The 22,140-nt window shown below is 61.6% G+C and carries 24 protein-coding genes; 14 read left to right on the top strand and 10 right to left on the bottom strand.

What is annotated here, in order from left to right; genetic code table 11:
- Positions 1–38: 38 nt before the first annotated feature.
- Positions 39–164: a hypothetical protein gene (locus ACMTA2_RS15685; protein ID WP_413790702.1), complete on the bottom strand. Its 126-nt coding sequence runs from the start codon at positions 162–164 to the stop codon at positions 39–41.
- 250 nt (positions 165–414) lie between these two features.
- Here ACMTA2_RS15685 and ACMTA2_RS15680 point away from each other — a divergent pair, with 250 nt between their 5' ends.
- On the top strand, positions 415–1,590 hold the full coding sequence (locus ACMTA2_RS15680) for an integrase core domain-containing protein (protein ID WP_413790701.1): 1,176 nt from the start codon (positions 415–417) through the stop codon (positions 1,588–1,590).
- Between the two features lie 767 nt (positions 1,591–2,357).
- Here ACMTA2_RS15680 and norR read toward each other — a convergent pair.
- Positions 2,358–3,890, bottom strand: coding sequence for a nitric oxide reductase transcriptional regulator NorR (gene norR, locus ACMTA2_RS15675; protein WP_413790700.1), 1,533 nt, complete (start codon positions 3,888–3,890; stop codon positions 2,358–2,360).
- Between the two features lie 159 nt (positions 3,891–4,049).
- Here norR and ytfE point away from each other — a divergent pair, with 159 nt between their 5' ends.
- A complete protein-coding gene (ytfE, locus tag ACMTA2_RS15670) occupies positions 4,050–4,724 on the top strand; it encodes an iron-sulfur cluster repair protein YtfE (protein WP_413795576.1) in 675 nt (224 codons plus the stop codon).
- A 314-nt stretch (positions 4,725–5,038) separates the two neighbouring features.
- Entirely contained in the window at positions 5,039–5,986 is a 948-nt protein-coding gene (locus ACMTA2_RS15665; protein WP_413791447.1) for an IS110 family transposase, read from the top strand.
- A gap of 97 nt (positions 5,987–6,083) precedes the next feature.
- On the opposite strand, the gene ACMTA2_RS15660 is transcribed toward ACMTA2_RS15665, so the two are convergent.
- Positions 6,084–6,521, bottom strand: a complete 438-nt coding sequence (locus tag ACMTA2_RS15660) for a hypothetical protein (protein ID WP_413795575.1) — start codon at positions 6,519–6,521, stop codon at positions 6,084–6,086.
- A 25-nt stretch (positions 6,522–6,546) separates the two neighbouring features.
- Complete coding sequence (locus ACMTA2_RS15655) at positions 6,547–7,737, bottom strand: NnrS family protein (protein ID WP_413795574.1); 1,191 nt, start codon at positions 7,735–7,737, stop codon at positions 6,547–6,549.
- A gap of 552 nt (positions 7,738–8,289) precedes the next feature.
- Between ACMTA2_RS15655 and ACMTA2_RS15650 the strand changes: the two genes are divergently transcribed.
- Complete coding sequence (locus ACMTA2_RS15650) at positions 8,290–8,973, top strand: Crp/Fnr family transcriptional regulator (protein ID WP_413795573.1); 684 nt, start codon at positions 8,290–8,292, stop codon at positions 8,971–8,973.
- Complete coding sequence (locus ACMTA2_RS15645) at positions 8,970–9,170, top strand: protein DnrP (protein WP_413795572.1); 201 nt, start codon at positions 8,970–8,972, stop codon at positions 9,168–9,170. Before ACMTA2_RS15650 ends, ACMTA2_RS15645 begins: the two co-directional genes overlap by 4 nt.
- Before the next feature lie 4 nt (positions 9,171–9,174).
- On the opposite strand, the gene ACMTA2_RS15640 is transcribed toward ACMTA2_RS15645, so the two are convergent.
- The 6 genes from ACMTA2_RS15640 to ACMTA2_RS15615 all read right to left on the bottom strand — a co-directional run bounded on the left by ACMTA2_RS15640 (position 9,175) and on the right by ACMTA2_RS15615 (position 14,929).
- The gene (locus ACMTA2_RS15640; RefSeq protein ID WP_413795571.1) at positions 9,175–11,013 is read right to left on the bottom strand and encodes a nitric oxide reductase activation protein NorD; all 1,839 of its coding nucleotides are present in this window, start codon (positions 11,011–11,013) and stop codon (positions 9,175–9,177) included.
- Positions 11,014–11,196: 183 nt separating this feature from the next.
- Positions 11,197–12,624: a cbb3-type cytochrome c oxidase subunit I gene (locus ACMTA2_RS15635; RefSeq protein WP_413795570.1), complete on the bottom strand. Its 1,428-nt coding sequence runs from the start codon at positions 12,622–12,624 to the stop codon at positions 11,197–11,199.
- A gap of 3 nt (positions 12,625–12,627) precedes the next feature.
- Positions 12,628–13,068, bottom strand: coding sequence for a c-type cytochrome (locus ACMTA2_RS15630; RefSeq protein ID WP_003202495.1), 441 nt, complete (start codon positions 13,066–13,068; stop codon positions 12,628–12,630).
- A 291-nt stretch (positions 13,069–13,359) separates the two neighbouring features.
- Positions 13,360–13,614: a cytochrome C oxidase subunit IV family protein gene (locus ACMTA2_RS15625; protein WP_413795569.1), complete on the bottom strand. Its 255-nt coding sequence runs from the start codon at positions 13,612–13,614 to the stop codon at positions 13,360–13,362.
- 12 nt (positions 13,615–13,626) lie between these two features.
- Positions 13,627–14,211 carry a cytochrome c oxidase subunit 3 family protein gene (locus ACMTA2_RS15620; RefSeq protein ID WP_413795568.1) on the bottom strand — a complete coding sequence of 195 codons (585 nt, stop codon included), beginning with the start codon at positions 14,209–14,211 and terminating at the stop codon, positions 13,627–13,629.
- Positions 14,195–14,929 (bottom strand): CbbQ/NirQ/NorQ/GpvN family protein, encoded by a 735-nt coding sequence (locus ACMTA2_RS15615; protein ID WP_413795662.1) that lies wholly within the window; start codon positions 14,927–14,929, stop codon positions 14,195–14,197. Before ACMTA2_RS15615 ends, ACMTA2_RS15620 begins: the two co-directional genes overlap by 17 nt.
- 267 nt (positions 14,930–15,196) lie before the next feature.
- Between ACMTA2_RS15615 and ACMTA2_RS15610 the strand changes: the two genes are divergently transcribed.
- The 9 genes from ACMTA2_RS15610 (at position 15,197) to nirJ (ending at position 22,140) form a co-directional block, all read left to right on the top strand.
- Positions 15,197–16,876 carry a cytochrome D1 domain-containing protein gene (locus tag ACMTA2_RS15610; RefSeq protein WP_413795567.1) on the top strand — a complete coding sequence of 560 codons (1,680 nt, stop codon included), beginning with the start codon at positions 15,197–15,199 and terminating at the stop codon, positions 16,874–16,876.
- Positions 16,877–16,900: 24 nt separating this feature from the next.
- The gene (locus ACMTA2_RS15605; RefSeq protein WP_413795566.1) at positions 16,901–17,209 is read left to right on the top strand and encodes a c-type cytochrome; all 309 of its coding nucleotides are present in this window, start codon (positions 16,901–16,903) and stop codon (positions 17,207–17,209) included.
- Positions 17,210–17,392: 183 nt separating this feature from the next.
- Complete coding sequence (locus tag ACMTA2_RS15600; RefSeq protein ID WP_413795565.1) at positions 17,393–17,722, top strand: c-type cytochrome; 330 nt, start codon at positions 17,393–17,395, stop codon at positions 17,720–17,722.
- Complete coding sequence (locus tag ACMTA2_RS15595; RefSeq protein ID WP_413795564.1) at positions 17,719–18,897, top strand: cytochrome D1 domain-containing protein; 1,179 nt, start codon at positions 17,719–17,721, stop codon at positions 18,895–18,897. Before ACMTA2_RS15600 ends, ACMTA2_RS15595 begins: the two co-directional genes overlap by 4 nt.
- 2 nt (positions 18,898–18,899) lie before the next feature.
- A complete protein-coding gene (locus ACMTA2_RS15590) occupies positions 18,900–19,358 on the top strand; it encodes an Lrp/AsnC family transcriptional regulator (protein WP_413795563.1) in 459 nt (152 codons plus the stop codon).
- Positions 19,355–19,867 carry a siroheme decarboxylase subunit beta gene (gene ahbB, locus ACMTA2_RS15585; RefSeq protein WP_413795562.1) on the top strand — a complete coding sequence of 171 codons (513 nt, stop codon included), beginning with the start codon at positions 19,355–19,357 and terminating at the stop codon, positions 19,865–19,867. The genes ACMTA2_RS15590 and ahbB (ACMTA2_RS15585) overlap by 4 nt, the downstream gene beginning before the upstream one ends.
- Positions 19,860–20,303 (top strand): Lrp/AsnC family transcriptional regulator, encoded by a 444-nt coding sequence (locus ACMTA2_RS15580; protein ID WP_413795561.1) that lies wholly within the window; start codon positions 19,860–19,862, stop codon positions 20,301–20,303. Before ahbB (ACMTA2_RS15585) ends, ACMTA2_RS15580 begins: the two co-directional genes overlap by 8 nt.
- The gene (ahbB, locus tag ACMTA2_RS15575) at positions 20,278–20,847 is read left to right on the top strand and encodes a siroheme decarboxylase subunit beta (protein ID WP_413795560.1); all 570 of its coding nucleotides are present in this window, start codon (positions 20,278–20,280) and stop codon (positions 20,845–20,847) included. The genes ACMTA2_RS15580 and ahbB (ACMTA2_RS15575) overlap by 26 nt, the downstream gene beginning before the upstream one ends.
- A gap of 114 nt (positions 20,848–20,961) precedes the next feature.
- Positions 20,962–22,140 (top strand): heme d1 biosynthesis radical SAM protein NirJ, encoded by a 1,179-nt coding sequence (nirJ, locus tag ACMTA2_RS15570; protein WP_413795559.1) that lies wholly within the window; start codon positions 20,962–20,964, stop codon positions 22,138–22,140.

The following is a 22,140-nucleotide window of genomic DNA, read 5'->3' as shown; positions in this document are numbered from 1 at the left end:
ACAAAAGCAACCAGCCCCTGCCCCTGCCCCTGCCCCTATCAATCTTGCAGAAAACTCAGCAATCGCTCACGCGCCACTTCCAACTCGCCGGAATCCGGCTGGGCCGCGGAGACAATCGGGGTGGAATAGAGAAACAACAGCATCACTGCCAGACGCATCGCCATGGTGTCGATCCTTTTCTGCGAAGGAGTCAATTTATCAGCGTCAAATTTAAACACATGGCCAAGTGATATTACAGCAGGATTTCAGCGAACCCTGAAAACAACGAAGCCTGCGATCTTTTCTCTTGTTGAAAGACGAAAAGATCGCAGGCTTCAGTCGCAGGGTATGACTCACCCACATGGGTTACAAATCAGTTCACGCACATAGGTAACAGTTTTTAACTGGCATGGTCGATTTCGCGAGGATCTGACCATGTCCTGGAGAGAGCTGAAACCTATGGACCTCAAAGTGATGTTCATCGCTGAGTATCTATCCGAAAAGCACAGCTTTAGCAGGCTGTGCCAGGACTATCAGATCAGCCGAAAGACCGGCTACAAATGGGTCGAGCGCTATGAACTGGAGGGACCCAGTGGGCTTGACGAACGTAGCCGCCGACGGCACAACCAAACCTATGTAGTGCCGCTGGTTGTGAGGCAGGCCATTATTGAGCTTCGCTCTACTGGCGAAACGGTTCCGGGTCCTAAAAAGATCCAGAACGATTTGATGAAACGTTTCCCGGGGCAAGATCCGCCGTCGAAAACGACGATTTACAACATCCTCAAGGCCGTTGATTTGATCACGCCTCGGCCGTCGCGCCAGCGTGTCGCTGTCTATCCCAAGCCTTTGCGTAAGGCAGAAACGCCTAATCAGCTTTTCAGCGCAGATTACAAGGGCCAATTTCTGACTGGGGCGGGCGTTTGGTGTTATCCGCTGACGATCATGGATCATGCCAGTCGCTTCCTGCTTGCCTGCGAGAGCATGGCCAATACCAATCTCAAGGAGACCCAGCAAACTTTCGAGCGCGTTTTTCGTGAGTATGGGATGCCTGAGCGCATCCGCACCGATAACGGCGTGCCGTTTGCCAGTACGGGGCGTGCTGGGCTGTCGCAATTGTCGATCTGGTGGCTACGCCTTGGGATTATTCCTGAGCGAATTGAGCCTGGTCGGCCAGATCAAAATGGACGTCATGAGCGCATGCACCGGACGTTGAAAAGTACCTTTCCCCAACCGCCGGCAATTGCTTGGGAGGCTCAGCAAAAACATTTTAATCGATTTATGCAGCACTACAATTACGAGCGGGGACACGAGGCGCTCGGTCAGAAAACTCCGGCCTCCTGCTACACACCCTCAACTCGGGCTTACCCGGAGAAGTTACCGGAAATGGGGTATGCGAGCCATATTGAGTGTTACCTGGCAGATGGTAGCGGAATCATTAATCGAGCCGGTCTGCGGATATACGTAGGGAATCTGCTTAGGCATCAGAACATTGGAATGGAGATGATCAAGGACGGCGTATGGAATGTGATCTTCGGTCCGGTGATCCTAGGTCACGTCAATGCCAGGGACGCAAAGAACGGCTACGTTTCAATCAAAGTGTCACCTATGTGAATGCACTTTTTTGTAACCCATGTGGTTGTCCCGTACATTGCCCCACCACTCGGTGCCTCGCTCAGGCTCGGCATGCCCTCACTCCGGCATTGCTCCGTGGGCCGCCGCGAAGGGCCATCCATGGCCCAGCGCGGCTAACCCGGCATCCATGCCGGGTTGCCCACTGCGCAATGCCTGCGTTCGGCCAGCGTGGTTTAACGGGGCGTCGAGATCAAGATCAAGATCAAGATCAAGATCCAAAGCAAGAGCAAGAGCAAGAGCAAGAGCAAGAGCAAGAGCAAGAGCAAGAGCAAGAGCAAGAGCAAGAGCAAGAGCAGCGCATATCCAGCATCCAGGTGGCTGAACCATCACTTTCGCGAGCAAGCCCGCTCCCACAGGATAACCACGCCCCATCCAATCAGGTCGGCTATAAGGCCGCCTCGCGCAGGCTTTTGATCTGGGGGCCCCGTTAACCACGATGGCCGAAGGCAGGTGTTGCGCAGTGGGCACCTCGGCATGGATGCCGAGGTAGCCGCGCTGGGCCATGGATGGCCCTTCGCGGCGGCCCACGGAGCAATGCCTGCCTTCGGGCACACCGAGCCTAGGCGAGGTGCCGAGTGGTGGGGCAAGACCTTTTGGTTACTTTTGGGGCGTTTGCCAAAAGTGACCCGCCGTAAGGGCGGAACCCTAAGCCTCCGTTACCGCAGCAACGGATATACACACAACCGAAAAAAACAACGCGCGCCTCAAAAAGAACCACCACCATCCCAAGCAACCAAGGTGAACCGTTATTTGAGCCCCAACCGCCGCGCCAGCTTATGCAAGTTACTCGGATCCACCTCCAACAACCGCGCCGCCCCCGCCCAGTTCTGCCCACAGTGTTCCAAGGCCCTGAGGATTGCCTGTCGCTGGCAACCATCGACAACCTCGCTCAAAGGCAGCACGGGCGCCTCCAACGCTTGCAAGGCCTGTTCCGTCAGCGCTTGCGCCGAAGCTGCGCTGGCGTTGACGTCAAGGTCCAGCACCTGCGGTTCCAGGGTCATGATCAGGCTGCGACTGGCGCCGCGGCTCAGTTGTTTCAACGCCGCGCGACTGATCACGTGTTCCAGCTCCCGCACATTGCCAGGCCAACTGTACGCCAGCAGCGCCTGTTCAGCCGCCGGTGACAGGCGCAACCCACGCAAACCCAGTCGTGTGCGGTTCAGTTCGAGAAAGTGCCCGGCTAACATCAACACATCGTGGCCGCGCTCGCGCAGCGGCGGGATCGGCACCGGGTAGACCGAAAGCCGGTGGTACAGGTCGGCGCGAAACAGCCCGTCGCGAATGCTGTCGGGCAGGTGCCGGTTGGTGGCGGCGATGATCCGCACATCGACATGCAGCGGCTTGTCCGCCCCCAGGCGCTGGATCTCGCCGTTCTGCAAGGTGCGCAGCAACTTGGCCTGCACGCTCAACGGCAATTCACCCACCTCATCGAGAAACAGCGTGCCACCATTGGCCGCATCGAAGCGCCCGGCGCGGTCAGTGGTCGCCCCGGAGAACGCGCCTTTGACATGACCGAACAACTCGCTTTCGGCCAGGGACTCCGGCAGCGCCGCGCAGTTGACCTGGACCAGCGGCTTGTGGCCACGTCGGGACAGCCGATGCAGCCGCCGGGCGAACAACTCCTTGCCGACACCGGTCTCCCCCAGCAACAGCACCGGCAGTTCGGAATCGGCCAATACATCCAGCTCGTTGAGCAGCTGTTGCAACCCCTCGCTGCGCCCGAGAATCTCACCCTCTTCTGCTGGTAGGCGCAGGTCCGCCGGATCGCTGCGTGACGCCCGCAAGCTACGGTTCTCCTGCTCGAGCCGGGTGACCCGCACGGCGGCTTCGATCTGCAACGTACAGCGCTTGAGTTCCTCCCGGGCGCGGCTGTCGAAGGTACCGGCGTGCAACGCATCCAGGGTAATCGCGCCCCAGAGCCGGCCCTCCACGTACAGGCTCACGCCCATGCAGTCATGCACCGGCAGCGGTTCACCGACGTGGTTGTCGAGCAAGCCGTCATAAGGGTCCGGCAAACGACTGTCCGGCTCGAACCAGGTGGGTTCGCGGGAGGCCATGATCGCCGCCAGGCGCGGGTGCTGGGCAATCACGAAGCGCCGTCCCAGTGCCTCGTGGACCAGGCCCACGGTGGCCACGGGCCTGAGACTGTCATCGTCCAGGCGCAGCAGCCCCACGGCGCCACTGTTGAAGTATTCGCGCAGGGTCTGCACCAGGCGCTGCAATCGCACCGCATTGGGCAGCTCGACGATCAGGTCGGCGGCCAGGCTTTCACGCAGCATGGTAGTGATGACCCTCCAGGGTTCGTTTGACCCTTCACAGTCAGGGTGACAATCACCCTGTAAAAAATTCAAGGCTTTGTTTTCAATCAGTTGAGTCTGGCACGCGGGCTGCAAAGTCCGCTCATCTGTCCCTCCCGGGATTCAACCCAAGGAAACATGATGAGCCTCGATCTGCTGGAACAAAGCCTCGGCCAACTGGCCTGCGACATTCCTGGTGCGACCCGTACCTTCCATCATTACAACCTCGACTTCTGCTGCGGCGGGCAAAAGTCCTTGCGTGAAGCGGCGCTGGTCAAAGGCCTGAACCCGCTGCTGATCGCCGACGCCCTGCGTACCCTGCAAGCCGCCGGGGAGCTGGGCCATGACTGGCGCGACGAGCCCCAGGCGACCTTGATTGCCCACATCCTGGAGCGCTACCACGCACGCCATCGCGAACAACTGCCGGAACTGATCCGCCTGGCCCGGCGCGTCGAGCAGGTCCACGGTGCGCGACCCAGTTGCCCGAACGGTCTGGCCGATCACCTGCAGGACATGTACCAGGAACTCGAAGGCCACATGCTCAAGGAAGAACAGGTGCTGTTCCCGATGCTGCAACAAGGCCTGGGCGAACGGGCCTCGGCGCCGATCCAGGTGCTGCGCTACGAACACGACCAGCACGGTGAAGCCCTGGAAACCATGCTCGCCCTGACCGACCAGATCACCCCGCCCGCCGACGCCTGCAACACCTGGCGCGCCCTGTATCGCGGGTTGGTGGAGTTTCGTGATGACCTGATGCAGCACATCCACCTGGAAAACAATGTGTTGTTCGTCAATGCGATGAAACCTGCTCGCTAACCTCACACAGCACACCACCCCACACCCTGTGGGAGCGAGCTTGCTCGCGATGGCGCTGGGTCAGGCAACTCAATATTGACTGATCCGACGCCATCGCGAGCAAGCTCGCTTGTATGGTAGGACTTGAAGGGAGGAGGAGGGACAAGGCTCGATTCTGACTGTTTGGCGCAGTACAGACCGTGGGAGATTTCGCCCCTCCTCCTTTCACCCAAGCGCCGATAAAGAATGCATCTGGCCTAAACCGACGATAGGAACAAGCCTGCGCCTCTGGGTGAACCCTTCAAGTGTTCAAACCTTAGCCCGGAGAATTTTCAATGGCAATGCCGGTTTCTGTCACAAAGCCGATTGTGGGCGTGGATGTCGCCAAGAACGAACTGGTGATCTATCACGCCGAACTTGACGTACTGGAGGCGACTCCCAACAACAAAGCGGCCATCAAAAAGTGGTTGAAAGCATTGCCGGGCCCCGTCGCTGTAGCCATTGAGTCGACCAATATCTATCACCTGGAATTCGCTGATCTGGCCTATGAGGCCGGCTGCGAGATCTACATGGTGGGCGGTTATGAACTGCATCACTACCGCGAAGGCGTAAAAATCCGCGCCAAAACTGACGCGCTGGATGCCAAGCTGCTGGCCCGTTACCTGAAAAACGAAGGGCATGAGCTTAACCCCTGGACCCCGCCATCTCCGCTGTATCGCCAGCTCCTGAGCCTTTTCCGCCGTCGCGCAGCCCTGGTTCAGGCTCGAGTGGCCCTGGTACAAAGCTGGGCTAACGAGCCGCTGCTGAAGACCGCTTTCGCCGAACAAATTGCAGCCATGCAGAGGCTTGAGACATTGATCGAGAAGACGATCAAGGATCATCTGAGGGATGCCGGTTTGCAGGGTCAGTTGAACCGTTGCTTGAAGGTTGAGGGCATTGGATTTCTGACCGGAGCCCGCTTGCTTACGGCATTTCAACGAGGGGATTTCAGAAACTCAGACGCCTTCATTGCCTTTTTGGGAATGGACTTGCGAGTGTCGAAATCAGGACAAAAAGATGGGCGCCGTAGCTTGAGTAAACGAGGCGACCCGGAAGTCCGTCGGCTGTTACACAATGCCGCCATGTCGGCTAGCCGCACGTCCGCCTGGAGAGGCTTCTATGAAAAGCAAAGAGCTCGCGGTTTCACTACCACTCAGGCGTTGGTAATGCTGGCTCGCAAGCTTGCTCGGATCGTATTCGCTCTGCTGAAAGGGCAAAGCGAATACCAACCTAACGCGGCTTGAGGGCTTTCCCTCAACCATAGAATCTCCCACAAGGAATTGATGGTGTTCAGCCTATTTGCACACTCCTTGAATCAAGTGCCGGCTTTCACTTTCCCGCTCAAAACTGCCAATAGAACATCGCCTTGGCCAACACCACGATCAGCACCATGTGCCCCAGGATACTGCGGCGCAACCAACAGGCTCGGTTCGGCGTCAGGCGACCGCTCTTGAGCCAGTACGCCAGCCACAAATAGTGACCGATGATGCTCAGCGCCAGCAGGATCTTCAGGCTCAGCAGCAGGCCAAAGCTGTTGCTCAATGGCTGGTTCAATGCGCCGCGATGCTGCCAGGCCAGGGCCATGCCGGCGCCGTACAGCACCAGCACCACGCCGTGCAGCACGTGCCGCGAGCGCTGGGCGATGGCCTGGTCGGCAGCATCCTTGACGCCTTGGACCAACGGCCGACGGGCGTCATGCCAGATGAAGACCTCGAAAAACAGCGTGCCAATAAACGCGATGGCCGCCAACAGGTGGGTAACCAGCAAGACCCCGTACATTATCGATTCCCTCTGCCCAGTCGGCTCATCCCGGATGCCCATCCACCCGAGCCTTGAGCAGCATCGGCCCATAGCGCCAGGCGTAAAGACCGAACGCCAGTGTCCAGCACAGCGCCGCCAGCCACAGCCCGGCCAACGGCAACAGCAGCACCAACAGCACGCGGCTCAGGCACGCCAGGTTCAGCAGGATGAACGCCAGGGTCATGCCCGCCGGCGGCTCGAGGGCGCGCCCGGTATGGCCCAGGCTGACACGGGCAACCATCGCCAGGATCAACCCGGCCATGGCACCGATGGTCAGGCCGTGCACCGCCAGGCTCGGGTTCACTGGCACGCCGAAGTGCCACAGCGCCATACCCAGGCAAGCCACCGCCAGCCAGGCGTAGGCCAGGTGCAACGACCACAGCAGAGGCACCCGCCACAAATCCCGATCATGCCAACGCACCAGTCGAATCCCGTGGCCCACCGCCAACGCGGCGAACAACAGGCCGACCCAGACACTGGCCACCAGAGCCGGACCGAAGGCATACAACAACGCCACCAGCGCCGACCCTGCCAGCAACAGGCGATCGAGCCACGGCCAAGGGGCAACGCCCTCGACCCGACCGAGGCCGCGCTGGGTAAAGAATGGAATCACGCGCCCGCCGATCAACCCCATCATCGCCGCCACCAGCCACAGGCCGGTGAGCACGCTCTGGCGTTGCAAGCCCTCGTTGTGCTGCACCAGGCCGTATACGGATAACGCATCGGCGGCGGCCAACAGCAGCAATACCAGCACAATTGGGTAATTGCGCTTCTGCCGCACACGCCACAACATCACGCCCATCAGCGCGGCGACCGCCAGGGCAAAACCCAGCTCCAGCAGCGTCAGCAATGGCCAGGGCGCATCCACCAACCAGGCCAGCCGCGCGCCCAGCCACAACAACGCCAGCGTTGCCAGGCGCTTGCCACTGAGGCCGGGGATTGCAGTCCAGGTCTGCACCGCCGTCAGTAGGAACCCGGCAATGATCGCCAGGCCGAAACCGAACAACAGTTCATGCCGATGCCAGGCCAACCAGCCGCCGGCCGGCTGCCAGGTCGAAAAGCGCCCGGTGAACGCCGCGAGCCAAAGTGGAACGACCAACAGCGCCAATACACACCCGGCCAAAAAGAACGGCCGGAACGCCAGGCGCCACAACGGCAAAATGGCCATGGCCTTGCGACGGTCAAGCACTTGCATACACCACTCCTTTGCCTCGCTGAACCGCCAGCGAGGTACGACAAATCAGGGTTCGAATGATCGGCTATCGACGCCGGCCGGCCTTGTCTCAGATCAAGCCAGCTCATCGGCAACCTCCCGCCTCGGACAGGTACTTGCAAGGGGCTTGCCGTTGTGGGAGTAGAACTTGCTCGCGATGAACGATAACGAGGGCCTGCTGTGGATCGCGGCGCTTTCATCGCGAGCTAGCTCGGCTCCCACAGAAGCTCGCCTCCACACAACTGTAGCTGGACAGGGTATTTATTACCCTCTCATGGTTGTTTTAACCCTATCCGGCCAGGGTCATTTCTACCATCCCATCCGTGAAACCCCATGAATCAACGCCCGCAGGCATGGCCCGTCTCTTGCTCAGGCACGGCATCACCTTTCTTGTCGGGGTCATCCATGAAATCCGTCGTTCTGCCGTTTACCTGGTTCGTCTTGCTCTCCTGCGTCGTGGCGCTGGCCAGCGGCCTGTCCCTGAGCCTGGTCTGACCCCGACCACCTCTTTCGCCCTTACAAGGATTCCATGCCATGGTGCTCCACCGCGTCCATCACCAGATTCTGCGCAGCCATCATCTGTTCGAGCCTTTGAACGAAGAAGAGCTCAACGAATTGATGAGCAACAGCCAACTGCTGAACATCGACAGGGGCGATCCGCTGTTCCGCCAGGGAGAATCGGCGCAGGCGTTTTACTTCGTGATTTCCGGTGCCGTGAAAATCTACCGGCTGACCCCGGATGGCCAGGAAAAGGTCTTCGAGGTGATCGGCGAGCGCCAGACCTTCGCCGAAGCCATGATGCTGATGGACACACCCAACTACGTCGCGTCCGCTGAAGCCGTCGGCCCGACCCAGGTCTACCGGCTGTCCAATGCTACCTACATGCGCCTGCTGCAAAGCAACAGCCGGCTGACCTTCGCCCTGCTCGGCAAGCTCTGTGTACGCCTGCACCAACGGGTCAACGAGATTGAAACCCTGTCGCTGAAGAACGCCACTCACCGCGTGGTGCGCTACCTGCTGACGCAACTGGTGCGCCTGCAAACCGTGGACAGCCAGTTCGAATTGCCGATGGCCAAGCAGTTGATCGCCGGGCACTTGTCGATCCAGCCGGAAACTTTCTCGCGGATCATCCGGCGCCTGATCGATGAAAAAATCATCACCCAGGACGGTCGCCAGATCGCCATTCTCGATCGCCTGCGCCTGGAGCAATTCGAATGAGCGCGCAGCCCACTTGCCTGTATTGCCAACAAGCCAACCCGATACACGAAACCGAATGTCGCCAGTGCGGCATGCCCCTCCCAGTCGCGGCCGCAAAGGCCAGCGAGCGTCGGTTGCGGCGCTTCACCTGGTTCTGTGTCGGCTTGACGATCTTCTGCATCATCATGTTCTTCTGGCTGCCTCGCAGCATCGCCTGAGCCCTCAATCCTGAGTCAATTGCCGGTACAACTGCGGTAAACGCAGCGGCAGTTGCTCGGGCTGGCGAATCAAGGTGTAGCCGTTGGCCCCGAACATGTACGGCAGGTAATCCCCCGCTTCGCGATCGATGGTGATGCAGAACGGCGTCAGCCCTTGGCGCCGGGCTTCCAGCACTGCCTGGCGGGTGTCTTCCACACCGTAGCGTCCTTCGTAGAGGTCCAGGTCATTGGGCTTGCCGTCACTGAGCAGCAACAACAATTTGCGCCGCCGCTTGCAGCCCGCCAACCGTTGCGTGGCCTGGCGAATCGCCGCGCCCATGCGCGTGTAGTAACCGGGCTTGAGCCCCTGGATCCGCCCCCGGGTGTGGTCGTCATAACGCTGGTTGAAGGCCTTGAGTTCATGCATGCGCACCTGCTGGCGGCGCAAGGAAGAGAACCCGTACAAGGCAAAATCGTCCCCCAGCACCGACAGGGTTTCGCCGAACAGCAACAGGCTGTCGCGAATCACGTCGATCACCCGGTGTTCGTCGTTGAGGTGGGCGTCGGTAGACATCGACAGGTCGGCCAGCAGCAGGCAGGCCAGGTCGCGACGAGTCTGACGCTGGTCCATGAACAGCCCGCGTTCGCTGCACTGCCCGTGCTGGCGCTCGACATGAAAGTCCAGCCAGGCTTGCAGGTCCAGTTCCGAGCCTTGGATTTGCTGGCGCAACCATTGGCGATCGTTGCGCAAGTGTTCGAACTGGCGACGCAAGCGCTGGGCCGAGCTTCGCAGGCGTGCGGGCAACGGCTGGGGCTGGCAATCGCGAGGGGTGAAGGTTTGCAGGCTGACGAAGTCGTCCTGCAGCCGTTGCTTGCGATAATCCCATTCCGGCAACAGGATGCCTGCGCCCAACGGGATGTCATCCACATCGGCCGGCGGCAGGTCCAGGTGCAGTTTCAAACCACCGCCCTTGCGCAAGCGGGTGCGGGAAAGCGTCAACCGATCCAAGTCTTCGGCGACGCGGGCAGCGTCCGGGTCTTCGCTGTCATCCGCCCAGCGATCCAGGTCCACGTGCTCGGTCCAACTGAACAGGTTTTCCAGACGCACGATCAGCAGCCCACCGTCACGGGTGGTGTCGTCGATTCGCTCGGCGCGCTTGCGCCCGCCCTGCTGTTCACCGGGCGGCGTCGCCAGGTATTGCTCGGACTCCTCAAGGTTGGCGGCCTGGGGATTGGCCAGGTGTTGGGGCGGGTATAGCCACAGCGGCAACGGCCAGGCCGCCCGCTCGCTGCGTGGGAAATGCTCGACACTGCCCGGTTCGCGCAACGCTTGGCACAACGCCTGCTCCAAGGCGGCTTCGGCCGGGCTGAGCGTGGCCGGATCGGGGCGCAGGGACAGATGCGCGTCCACCAGTCGCCGGTAGCGAGGGCGCAGCGCCGGGTAGCGCTTCAACACCGCCAGGGTCCAGCGCTGATTGTCCCGCCCCCAGTGCTTCATCGGCCCCGACTGCGCGGCCAGCAACGCAAGCCAGCGATACAGCTCTTCGTTGAGCCCGACATCGGGGAACGTCGCCAGGCTCGCCGGCAGACGCAGGTTATCGCTATCACAGCAGGCCAGAGGCACTTGCTTGCATGTGCCGGCGATCTGCTGCAACAGGTTGCGACGCAACAACAGGTCGCGGTCGCTGACCGCTTCCACCCCCAGGTGAGGCGCACCGCCAGTGGCGCGAAACAGCACCTGCAAGGAGCGTTGCCGGGGGACCAGCTCGACCCGGGCCTCAGGAAAATCAGCACTGGCCCGGCGAGTGATGAAACGGTGCCAGACGCTGCCGACCCATTCTTCGAGTTCAAGGGGGAATGCCATGGTTATTCTCCTATCAACCCGAATCCATTGTGGCGAGGGGATTTATCCCCGCTGGGGCGCGAAGCGGCCCCCCGACATCCTGTCGGGTACACCGTAGTAGCAGAAAGATTTGGGTCTGCTTCGCAGCCCAGCGGGGATAAATCCCCTCACCACAGATGGGTCCGGATTAATAACGGTGATGACTTACGAAGGCACCACCGCCGCCGGTGCACGCAGGGCCGCACGGCCACGTTGACGGAAGCTGAACAGGTAGCAGAGCAACCCGGCCAGGAACCCGATACCGCTGACCAGTCGTGCCCAGAACAGCGGCTTCAAATGATCCATCGTCGCCATGAACGGCAAGGCACTGCCATCCTCCATCCACCGCTGCAGCCAGACCTGGACGACACCGGCTGCGGTGAGGAACAAGGTGATCATCACCATCGACAGGGTCATCAACCAGAAGCCCCAGATCTCCAGGCGCTGCGAACGTTCGTCCGCCGCTTCACCCAGGCCCCGCAAGCGTGGCATGGCGTAGCTGATCAGCGTCATCACGATCATCGCGTAAGCACCGTAGAAGGCCAGGTGGCCGTGGGCCGCGGTCAGTTGCGAGCCGTGGGTGTAGTAGTTGACCGGCGCCAGGGTGTGCAGGAACCCCCAGACACCGGCGCCGAAGAACGCGGTGACCGTGGTGCCCTTGGCCCACAACGTGGCGGCGCGGTTCGGGTGTTGCCGACGACGGTTTTTCACCATGCTGAAGGCGAAGACCACCATGGCCAGGAACGGTAGCGGTTCCATCGCCGAGAAGATCGAGCCCACCCACAGCCAGACCTCGGGTGCGCCGATCCAGAAGAAGTGGTGACCGGTGCCGATGATCCCGGTGATCAGCGCCATGGCGATAATCACGTAGAGCCACTTCTCGACCACTTCGCGGTCCACACCGGTGATCTTGATCAGGACGAAGGCAAGCATCGAACCCATGATCAGTTCCCAGACGCCTTCCACCCAGAGATGCACCACCCACCACCAGTAGAACTTGTCGCGAGCGAGGTTTTCCGGGTTGTAGAAGGAGAACAGGAAGAACACCGCCAGGCCGATCAGCCCAGTCATCATCACCATACTGACCGTGGTCTTGCGACCTTTGAGCAGGGTCATGCCGATGTTGTAGAGGAACCCCAGGCACACCACCACGATGCCCATCTTGGTGATGGTCGGCTGCTCCAGGAACTCGCGCCCCATAGTCGGCAACAAGTCGTTGCCGGTGAACTTCGCCAGCGTTGCATAGGGCACCGAGAGGTAACCCAGGATCGTCGCCACGCCAGCGGCGGCGAACACCCAGAACAGCAACAGCGCCAGTTTCGGGCTATGCAGTTCCCGGTCGGCCTCCTCCGGTATCAGGTAATACGCCGCGCCCATGAAGCCGAACAGCAGCCAGACGATCAGCAGGTTGGTGTGGACCATGCGGGCCACGTTGAAAGGGATCAGCGGGAACAGGAAGTCGCCGACCACGTATTGCAGCCCCATGATCAAACCGAACAATACCTGCCCCAGGAACAGCATCAGGGCAAACACGAAGTAGGGTTTGGCGACGGCCTGCGAGGCGAATTTCAGATGCGGATTAGCCATGCTCATCTCTCAGCCCTCCTTGTTTGGCGGCCAGCCATTGGTATTGATTTTCGAGCTCCATTTGAGGAACTCGGCGATATCGTCGACCTCCTGCTCGCTCAGGTTGAACTGCGGCATGGCCCGACGACCCGGAACGTTCAGCGGCTGCATTTTCATCCAGGCCTGCAGGAACGGCTTGAAGGCTTCATCGCCACCACGACGGTTGACCACGTTGCCCAGCTCCGGCGCAAAGTACGCGCCCTCGCCCAGCAGGGTATGGCAGCCGATGCAGTTGTTTCGCTCCCAGACGCCTTTGCCGCGTATCACCGACTCCGTCAATTGCGCCTGGTTGCTGCGTTCGGGAAAGGTCTGTTCCGTGTGGTAGGTCAGGGCCAGGAATATCAGGAAAAAAAAGATGCTTCCCCCGAAATAAATATTCCTGGCCATGCCTTTGGTGAAAGTATCTGACATGGTCACTTCCTCATTGCTTGGCGTGTTCATTCTAGGAAGCGAGGGGGCGGAAACCGCTTGATGGCGATCAAGAATCTCCGATGGTTTTGGTGGGTTGTTCCAACACAGTCCGAAAGTCAGATGAGCTTTTGTGGCAGGGGATCATTTTGTGGCGAGGGGATTTATCCCCGCTGGGGCGCGAAGCGGCCCCGACATCCTGTTTGATGCACCGCAGTAGTCGATACATTTGGGGCTGCTTCGCAGGCCAGCGGGGATAAATCCCCTCGCCACAGGGGTTCTGTGTTCACAGGTTCAGGCAGGTGTGATGACGATCCCTATTACACTCGCCAACAGCACCGCCCAGCTCAATATCAACCCGCGCCACAATCGCGGCGCATGGCGCAGCTCCATGAAGCCGTCGGCGATCAGCCAGGCCTTGGTCACCGCGACCACCAGGATGGCGATGGACACCAGCCCGGTAGCCGCGATCTGGCCCAGGGCAACGGTGCCGGTGCTCAGCACGGCCAGCGTCATCCAGCAAGCAATCAAGACACGGGAAGCCGACATGAGCACCTCCGCTCAATCAAGGATGTAGACCACCGGGAACAGCAGTACCCAGACCAGATCGACCATGTGCCAATACAGCACGCCGGATTCCAGCCCACTGTTGCGCTGCGCGCCATGGCGACGTCGCCGACAACCCTCGGCCAGCCAGGCGAGGATCACCATGCCCAGTAACACATGAAGAAAATGGAACGCGGTGAGGATCCAGTACAAAGTGAAAAATGTGTTGTGCTCCATCCCCAGGCCGTTCGCCAACAGATGGGCGTACTCCGTGAGCTTGATCCCCACATAGCCGCAGGCGAGCAGCAACGCCACACACAACAGCAGTGCGCCTCGACGCGGCCGGTCCTGCCTGACTTGCTCCTGGGCCAGGGCCGCGAACAGGCCAGCGGTCAGCAGGCTGAGGGTCATCGCCAGGCCCGTGGAGCGGTCCAGCAATTGCCGGCCTTCGCTGAATGTCTGCGGGTACAACGCCTGGGCGACGGTGAACGTCAGGATCAACAAGGCGAACACCGACAACTCGGCGAGGATGAAAAACCACATCGCCAAGTCCCCGGGCAAATGTCGGGGCACGGCAACGGTTTCAGCCAAAGTGGACATCGACCACATCCATCAGCGCAGCGACGGTCTGCGGGTCGTCACTCAATGGCTCGGCCAGGCAGGCCAGGCAGGCTTGGCGCGGGTCCATGCCGGAGCCGATCATGCGCGCGGCGAAAATCAGCAAGCGCGTCGAGGCGACTTCCTCCAGGTCATGCTGATCGAGCCGGCGCAACGCCTGCCCCAATCGCACCACCTGGGCCGCCAGGACCAGATCGACCCCCGCCTCGCGAGCGACGATGCGCTCTTCATCGGCCACCGCCGGATAGCCAAAGCGCATCGCCACGAAACGCTGGCGAGTGCTGGGCTTCATGCCCTTGAGCAGGTTCTGGTAACCGGGGTTGTACGACACCACCAGCATGAAGGACGGCGGCGCCTGCAGCACTTCGCCGGTGCGTTCCAGGTACAACTGCCGGCGATCATCGGCCAGGGGGTGCAACACCACGGCTGTGTCCTGGCGCGCTTCGACCACCTCATCCAGATAACAGATACCGCCCTCGCGCACCGCCCGGGTCAAGGGGCCGTCCTGCCACCAGGTGCCCTGGGCGCCGATCAGGTGACGCCCCACCAGGTCGGCCGCGCTCAAGTCATCGTGACAGGCGACGGTGTACAGCGGCAGTTTCAGACGATGGGCCATGTGCTGGACGAAACGGGTCTTGCCGCAGCCGGTCGGGCCTTTGATCAGCACCGGCATGCCGTGATGCCAGGCCTGTTCGAACATCGCCTGCTCGTTGTCTTGGGGTTGATAAAAGGGTTCGTCGGGGTGCTGCAAAGTGTGGATAGCGTTCATGGCAAGGCCTGATCAGACAACACGATTGCAGGCCACGCTACGGTGCCCTGCGACATCCTGGCAAGGGCTGCGGCCGGCAAACTTGATCGCCGTCAAGCGGCTAACCACCGGCCTGGGCATAGCCTTGCACCGCACCAAGAACCTGCGCGCCGAACGTCAATTACAGCGCAGCGCGGGTCACGCCTGAGGAGAAATGGAATGCTGATCAGCCACAAAAAATCGTGGGCCCTGCGGGTCACGGCGCTGTGTACAGCGCTGGCCGCCCCCCACGCCTTCGCCGACCAAACCGCTGCGCCGGAGCAACCTCGCGTGGTCAAGACCGAAGGCGCGCCCGACCTGAGCCAGGCCGACTTCGACTCGGCCAAGGAAATCTACTTCCAGCGCTGCGCCGGTTGCCACGGTGTGCTTCGCAAAGGCGCCACCGGCAAGCCGCTGACACCCGATATCACCCAGTCACGCGGCCAGGCCTACCTGGAGGCGCTGATCACTTACGGCTCGGCCGCTGGCATGCCGAACTGGGGCACGTCCAACGCCCTGACCAAAGACCAGATCACGACGATGGCCAAGTTCATCCAGCACACCCCGCCGACACCACCGGAATGGGGCATGGCCGAAACCCTCAAGACCTGGAAAGTGCTGGTCAAGCCTGAGGACCGGCCGACCAAGCAACTCAATTCCCTCAACCTGCAGAACCTGTTCTCGGTGACCTTGCGTGACGACGGCAAGATCGCCCTGGTCGACGGCGACAGCAAGAAGATCGTCAAGCTGATCGACACCGGTTACGCCGTGCACATTTCGCGCATCTCGGCGTCGGGACGCTACCTGCTGGTGATCGGCCGGGATGCCAAGATCGACATGATCGACCTGTGGCCGAAAGAGCCGACCAAGGTCGCGGAAATCAAGGTGGGCATCGAAGCCCGCTCGGTGGAAACCTCCAAGTTCAAGGGCTACGAAGACAAGTACACCATTGCCGGTTCCTATTGGCCGCCGCAGTTCACCATCATGGACGGCGAGACTCTGGAGCCCAAGCAGATCGTCTCGACCCGCGGCATGACCGTCGACACCCAGCAGTACCATCCCGAGCCTCGGGTCGCAGCCATCATCGCCTCCCACGAGTGGCCGGAGTTCATCGTCAACGTCAAGGAAACCGGCAAGGTGATGCTGGTCAATTACCAGGACATCAAGAACCTCACCATCACCAGCATCGACGCCGCGCCGTTCCTGCATGACGGCGGTTGGGACAGCAGCCATCGCTACTTCATGACGGCCGCCAACAACTCCAACAAGGTCGCGGTGATCGACTCCAAGGAACGCAAGCTCACCGCCCTGGTGGACGTTGGCAAGACCCCGCATCCAGGACGCGGCGCCAACTTCAACCATCCCCTCTACGGACCGGTCTGGGCCACCAGCCACTTGGGCGATGCCGGCGTTTCGCTGATCGGCACCGACCCGACCAATCACCCGCAATACGCCTGGAAACAGGTCGGTTCGCTCCAGGGTCAGGGTGGCGGTTCGCTGTTCATCAAGACCCACCCGCAATCTCGTCACCTGTATGTCGACACCACCCTCAGCCCCGACGCCAAGCTCAGCCAGTCGGTGGCGGTGTTCAACATCGACAAGCTCGATGCCGGCTACACCGTGCTGCCGATTGCCGAGTACGCCGGTATCAAGAAAGGCGCGCTGCGTGTGGTGCAACCGGAATACAACAAGGCCGGCGACGAGGTCTGGTTCTCGGTCTGGAGTGGCCAGGAAGACGAGTCGGCGCTGGTGGTCATCGATGACAAGACCCTCAAGGTCAAGAACGTGATCAAGGACAAACGCCTGATCACCCCGACCGGGAAATTCAACGTCTACAACACCCAACACGACATCTATTGAGCCCCATCAATAAGAGGAAAAACCATGAAGCCTATTCTGATTGCCTTGGCCTTGACTGCCGCCTACAGCCTGCCGGCGTTGGCGCAAGACGGCCCGACGCTGTTCAAGAGCAAGCCCTGCGCGGCCTGCCACTCCATCGACACCAAGGTGGTTGGCCCGGCACTCAAGGACGTCGCGGCGAAAAACGCCGGCGTCGCCGGAGCACAGGATTTACTCGCCAAGCACATCAAGGAAGGTACGCAAGGCAACTGGGGACCGATGCCAATGCCGGCCAACCCCGTGACGGAAGAGGAAGCCAAGATTCTCGCGGCATGGGTACTGAGCCTTAAATAACCCTCAGTGAGAGAAACCTCTGTGGCGAGGGGATTTATCCCCGCTGGGCTGCGAAGCAGCCCCCCAGAAAGCAACCCCATCAGCCTGACACACCGCAGTATCAGGTTTTTGGGCTGCTGTGCAGCCAGCGGGGATAAATCCCCTCGCCACAGGGATCACTTAGCATTTGACCAGGAGGACGTCATGGAACGACACAGCGCTGCAACCCTGATGACGGCCATCCTCCTCATCTTTTCGTCCTGCGTGCTGGCCGCTCCCGACAGCCAGCGCCAGGCTCAACTGCAACACCTGCTGGACCAGGATTGTGGCGCCTGCCACGGCCTGTACATGACCGGCGGCCTCGGCCCGCCCCTGACCCACGAAGCCCTGGCCGGAAAATCCCGCGACAGCCTCATCGCCACCGTCACCTTCGGACGGCCCGGCAGCGCCATGCCCGGGTGGGCACCGTTGCTTGCGCCCGACGACATTCGCTGGCTGGTGGACCGGCTCCTTCAAGGAAAACCCGCCTCATGATCCGTTCTTTCCTCTCCTCCACCGCCATCGCCCTGCTGCTCTGCGGTTGCGCCCAGACACCGTTGCGCGGCACCGGGGATTTGGGCGTGGTGGTGGAGCGCGCCACCGGCAGCCTGCAAATCATTGAAAGCGATACCCGCACCACACTGGGCCGCGTCGAAGGCCTGGGCGACTTGTCCCACGCCTCGGTGGTGTTCTCCCGCGACCAACGCTACGCCTACGTGTTCGGCCGCGATGGGGGCCTGAGCAAAGTCGACCTGCTGAGCGCGCGCATCGAGCGGCGCATCATCCAGGGCGGCAACAGCATCGGCGGTGCGATCAGCCAGGATGGCAAGCTGATCGCCGTCTCCAACTACGAGCCCGGCGGCGTCAAGGTCTTCGATGCCCAGACCCTGGAACAGGTCGCCGACCTCCCGGCCACGCCATTGCCCGGCGGACAAAAGCGCTCACGGGTGGTCGGCTTGGTGGACGCGCCGGGGCAACGCTTCGTGTTCAGCCTGTTCGACACTGGTGAGATCTGGACCGCCGACTTCAGCCAAGGCCTCACCCCGCGCATCGAACGTTTCACCGCTATCGGCCAGCAACCCTACGATGCCCTGATCACCCCGGACGGGCGTTATTACATGGCCGGGCTGTTCGGTGAAGACGGCATGGCCCAACTCGATCTCTGGCACCCGGAGCTCGGGGTGAAACGGGTACTGGGACATTACGGTCGCGGCCAGGAGCGGCTCCCGGTGTACAAGATGCCGCATCTGGAAGGCTGGGCCATGGCCGACCAGCAAGCCTTCGTGCCTGCCGTCGGGCATCACCAGGTATTGGTGATGAACGCCCAGGATTGGCAACAGACCGACGCCATCGCCGTGGCCGGCCAACCGGTGTTCGTCACGGCGCGTCCGGACGGTCGGCAGCTGTGGGTCAACTTCGCCTACCCGGACAACGACCGCGTCCAGGTCATCGACACCCAGACCCACGCCATCGTCGCGGATCTGCGGCCAGGCCCGGCGGTGCTGCACATGGAGTTCACCGCGCGGGGTGACCAGTTGTGGTTGTCCGCCCGAGACGGTGGCGAGGTACAGGTCTGGAACCCGTATCGGTTCGAACGCCTGAGCAGCCTGCCGGCCCTCAGCCCCAGCGGCATTTTCTTCAGCAGCCGCGCCCACAAGCCGGGGTACTGACCATGATCTCCAGCTCACTGGCCCGGCGCCTGATCGATCGATTCCAGCACGGCCTGCCGTTATGCGCCGAGCCTTATCAAGCCATGGCCCAGTCCCTGGGCTGCAGCGAAGCCCAGGTCATCGACTGCCTGCAACACCTGCAAGTGGCCGGGACCTTGTCGCGGGTCGGTCCGGTGTTCGAACACACCCGGGCCGGGGCCAGCACCCTGGCCGCCCTGGCCGTACCCGAAGAGCGCTTGCACCAGGTGGCGGCACGCATCAGCCAATACCCGGAAGTCAATCACAACTATGCCCGCGAACATCGCTACAACCTCTGGTTCGTGCTGACCGGCCCCAACCGCGCCCACCTGGAAAACATCCTCCAGGAACTGGAGAACGACACTGGTCTCACGCCACTGGACCTGCCCATGCTGACCGCCTATCGCATCGACCTGGGCTTTGCCCTGGAGGCCACCCCATGAAAAACACCCTGAGCGAACAACAGTCACTGGCACTGCGCCGTTTGCTGGAAACCGGCCTGCCCCTGACATCGCGTCCCTTCCAGGCCCTGGCCGAGCAGATCGAGGCCAGCGAGCAACAGGTGCTCGAGCAGGTGCAACATTGGCATGAACAGGGGCTGTTCCGCCGTGTCGGCCTGGTGGTCAACCATCGCGCCCTGGGGTTTGCCGCCAACGCCATGCTGGTGCTGGACGTGCCGGACGCCTTGGTCGATGAAGTCGGGCGTCGCCTCGGGCAAACTCCCGGCATCAGCCTTTGCTACCAACGCCCCAGGCGCCTGCCTCAGTGGCAATACAACCTGTTCTGCATGATCCACGGTCGCCAGCGTGACCGCGTCGAGGCCCAGGTCCAGGCGCTGCTTGAAGAACACCTGCTGGACGACCTGCCCCACCAGTTGCTGTTCAGCACGCACCTGTTCAAGCAATGCGGCGGACGTTTCGCCGCCCCGGTCGGGGCCCGTATCGATGGATGACCTGGACCGCCGCCTGATCAATCGCCTGCAACTGGGCCTGCCGCTGGTGCGCCACCCTTGGCAGGCCCTGGCCCAAGAGCTGGACAGCAGCAGTAGCGAATTGCTCGATCGCCTGCATGAGTTGCTCAACGACGGTGTACTCACTCGCTTCGGCCCGATGTTCGATATCGATCGCCTGGGCGGTGCGTTCACCCTGGCGGCGCTGGCGGTGCCCGAGCCGCGCTTCGAGGCTATCGCCGAGCTGCTCGCGGACATGCCCGAGGTCGCCCACAACTACCGCCGCGAGCACACCTGGAACATGTGGTTCGTGCTCGCCTGCCCCAGCGAACAGGCGATCGACGACACCCTGCAGCGCATCGAACACCTGACCGGCCTGGTGCCGCTGAACCTGCCCAAAGAGGAGACCTACCATGTCGGCCTTTATTTCCCCGTCTGAGTCTTTGTGGCAAGCGCCGCCACGGCTGGATGAAACGCCCTTGGCGCTGCGCCTGGTGGAACTGACCCAGGCCGGCCTGCCCTTGCTCGAAGACCCCTGGGCCTGGCTGGCCGAACAACTGGAACTGAGCGTGGAATCCACCCTCGACCTGCTCAAGCGCCTGCAGGCCGAAGGTGCGATCCGCCGCATTGCCGCCGTGCCCAATCACTACCGCCTGGGCTATCGCCACAACGGCATGACGGTCTGGGACGTGGCCGATGCCGACATCTCGCGTCTCGGCGCCCTGCTGGGGACGCAGCCCTTCGTCAGCCACTGCTACCGGCGCCCGCGCCAGCCCGGCTGGCGCTACAACCTGTTCGCCATGGTCCATGGCCGCAGCCGCGAAGAAATCGACAGCTACCGTGAACACCTGCGCTACCTGCTGGGGGACGCCTGCTCCGCCGACGACATGCTGGTGAGCAGCCGCATCCTGAAAAAAACCGGCCTGCGCCTGTCGCCTGTGGGAGCAAAGCTTGCTCGCGAAACAGGTGCGTCGATTTTATGAGGGACCGCATCGGCTTCATCGCGGGCAAGCCTTGCTCCCACCAAGCCTTGCTCCCACAAAGCGGGAATAAGCCGCGCTGAACTCGGACATCGATCGAAATCGAAGGAGCGCCTTATGTTGAGGATCAGCCATTACCTGCGAGCCCTGGCCGGGCATTGCCCCGCCCCACGTGTCGCGCCACCGGGCAGCAGCCGCCCGCCGGTGGTGATCTGGAACCTACTCAGGCGCTGCAACCTGACCTGCAAGCACTGCTACGCAACGTCGGCCGACAGCGTGTTTCGCGATGAACTGGACACCCCGGCGGCGCTCCAGGTCATCGACGACCTGCACGATGCCGGCGTGCGCGTGTTGATCCTGTCCGGCGGCGAACCACTGCTGCGCGAGGACCTGTTCCAACTCAGCACTTATGCTCGCGACAAAGGTTTTTTCCTCGCCTTGTCCACCAACGGCACGCTGATCGACGCTTCCAATATCGAACAGATTACGGCGGCGAACTTCGATTACGTGGGCATCAGCATCGACGGACTGGAAGCGACCCACGATGAGTTCCGCCAGCTCAAGGGCAGTTTCGCCAGCTCCATGGCGGCCATCCGGCTTTGCCGCGAGCAAGGCATCCGGGTCGGGTTGCGCACCACCCTCACCCAGCAAAACCACGCCCAGTTGCCGCGCTTGCTGGACTTGATGAATGAGTACGACGTACAGAAATTCTACCTGTCGCACCTCAACTACAGCGGCCGGGGCAAGCGCAGTCGCAAGCTCGATGCCCATCAACAGATGAGCCGCGAGGCCATGACCTTGATCTTCGAGCGGGCCTGGCGCGACATCGAACAAGGCCGCGACAGTGACTTCGTCAGCGGCAACAACGACGCCGACGCAATCCTGCTGCTGCAATGGGTCGCCCGGCGCCTGCCCCAACACTACGCCGCACTGGAGCAGATGCTGCGAGCCTGGGGCGGCAACGCGTCGGGTAGCGGCATCGCCAACATCGACAATACCGGCGAGGTTCACCCCGACACGTACTGGTGGCAGCACTCGGTGGGCAATGTCCGCCAGACGCCATTCAAGACACTCTGGCTCGATCGCCCCGACGCCCTGCTGCTGAAGCTACGCGAACACCCACGGGCCGTTGGCGGTCGCTGCGGACAATGCCGCTGGCTGGCGACCTGCAACGGCAATACACGCACCCGGGCCTGGGCCGACGGCGACCTGTGGGGCCAGGACCCCGGCTGCCACCTCAGCGACGAAGAAATCGGCTTGCACGCGATCCCCAGCGTTGCGATGCCCTGCGCCTGA

It is taken from the genome of Pseudomonas medicaginis (genome assembly GCF_965119365.1).
Classification (GTDB): Bacteria; Pseudomonadota; Gammaproteobacteria; order Pseudomonadales; family Pseudomonadaceae; genus Aquipseudomonas.
The sequence above is the reverse complement of the archived record's forward strand: the minus strand, read 5'-3'. Positions and strand labels throughout refer to the sequence as shown.

Coding starts and splice junctions, on each gene's coding strand:
- ACMTA2_RS15620 (WP_413795568.1), bottom strand. CDS start 14,211: ATGTCCACTTTGGCTGAAACCGTTGCCGTGCCCCGACATTTGCCCGGG.
- ACMTA2_RS15600 (WP_413795565.1), top strand. CDS start 17,393: ATGGAACGACACAGCGCTGCAACCCTGATGACGGCCATCCTCCTCATC.
- nirJ (WP_413795559.1), top strand. CDS start 20,962: ATGTTGAGGATCAGCCATTACCTGCGAGCCCTGGCCGGGCATTGCCCC.
- ACMTA2_RS15660 (WP_413795575.1), bottom strand. CDS start 6,521: ATGTACGGGGTCTTGCTGGTTACCCACCTGTTGGCGGCCATCGCGTTT.
- norR (WP_413790700.1), bottom strand. CDS start 3,890: ATGCTGCGTGAAAGCCTGGCCGCCGACCTGATCGTCGAGCTGCCCAAT.
- ACMTA2_RS15590 (WP_413795563.1), top strand. CDS start 18,900: ATGATCTCCAGCTCACTGGCCCGGCGCCTGATCGATCGATTCCAGCAC.
- ahbB (WP_413795562.1), top strand. CDS start 19,355: ATGAAAAACACCCTGAGCGAACAACAGTCACTGGCACTGCGCCGTTTG.
- ACMTA2_RS15625 (WP_413795569.1), bottom strand. CDS start 13,614: ATGTCGGCTTCCCGTGTCTTGATTGCTTGCTGGATGACGCTGGCCGTG.
- ACMTA2_RS15650 (WP_413795573.1), top strand. CDS start 8,290: ATGGTGCTCCACCGCGTCCATCACCAGATTCTGCGCAGCCATCATCTG.
- ytfE (WP_413795576.1), top strand. CDS start 4,050: ATGAGCCTCGATCTGCTGGAACAAAGCCTCGGCCAACTGGCCTGCGAC.
- ACMTA2_RS15610 (WP_413795567.1), top strand. CDS start 15,197: ATGCTGATCAGCCACAAAAAATCGTGGGCCCTGCGGGTCACGGCGCTG.
- ACMTA2_RS15665 (WP_413791447.1), top strand. CDS start 5,039: ATGGCAATGCCGGTTTCTGTCACAAAGCCGATTGTGGGCGTGGATGTC.
- ahbB (WP_413795560.1), top strand. CDS start 20,278: ATGTCGGCCTTTATTTCCCCGTCTGAGTCTTTGTGGCAAGCGCCGCCA.
- ACMTA2_RS15630 (WP_003202495.1), bottom strand. CDS start 13,068: ATGTCAGATACTTTCACCAAAGGCATGGCCAGGAATATTTATTTCGGG.
- ACMTA2_RS15640 (WP_413795571.1), bottom strand. CDS start 11,013: ATGGCATTCCCCCTTGAACTCGAAGAATGGGTCGGCAGCGTCTGGCAC.
- ACMTA2_RS15685 (WP_413790702.1), bottom strand. CDS start 164: ATGGCGATGCGTCTGGCAGTGATGCTGTTGTTTCTCTATTCCACCCCG.
- ACMTA2_RS15605 (WP_413795566.1), top strand. CDS start 16,901: ATGAAGCCTATTCTGATTGCCTTGGCCTTGACTGCCGCCTACAGCCTG.
- ACMTA2_RS15680 (WP_413790701.1), top strand. CDS start 415: ATGTCCTGGAGAGAGCTGAAACCTATGGACCTCAAAGTGATGTTCATC.
- ACMTA2_RS15595 (WP_413795564.1), top strand. CDS start 17,719: ATGATCCGTTCTTTCCTCTCCTCCACCGCCATCGCCCTGCTGCTCTGC.
- ACMTA2_RS15635 (WP_413795570.1), bottom strand. CDS start 12,624: ATGAGCATGGCTAATCCGCATCTGAAATTCGCCTCGCAGGCCGTCGCC.
- ACMTA2_RS15580 (WP_413795561.1), top strand. CDS start 19,860: ATGGATGACCTGGACCGCCGCCTGATCAATCGCCTGCAACTGGGCCTG.
- ACMTA2_RS15655 (WP_413795574.1), bottom strand. CDS start 7,737: ATGCAAGTGCTTGACCGTCGCAAGGCCATGGCCATTTTGCCGTTGTGG.
- ACMTA2_RS15645 (WP_413795572.1), top strand. CDS start 8,970: ATGAGCGCGCAGCCCACTTGCCTGTATTGCCAACAAGCCAACCCGATA.
- ACMTA2_RS15615 (WP_413795662.1), bottom strand. CDS start 14,929: ATGTTCGAACAGGCCTGGCATCACGGCATGCCGGTGCTGATCAAAGGC.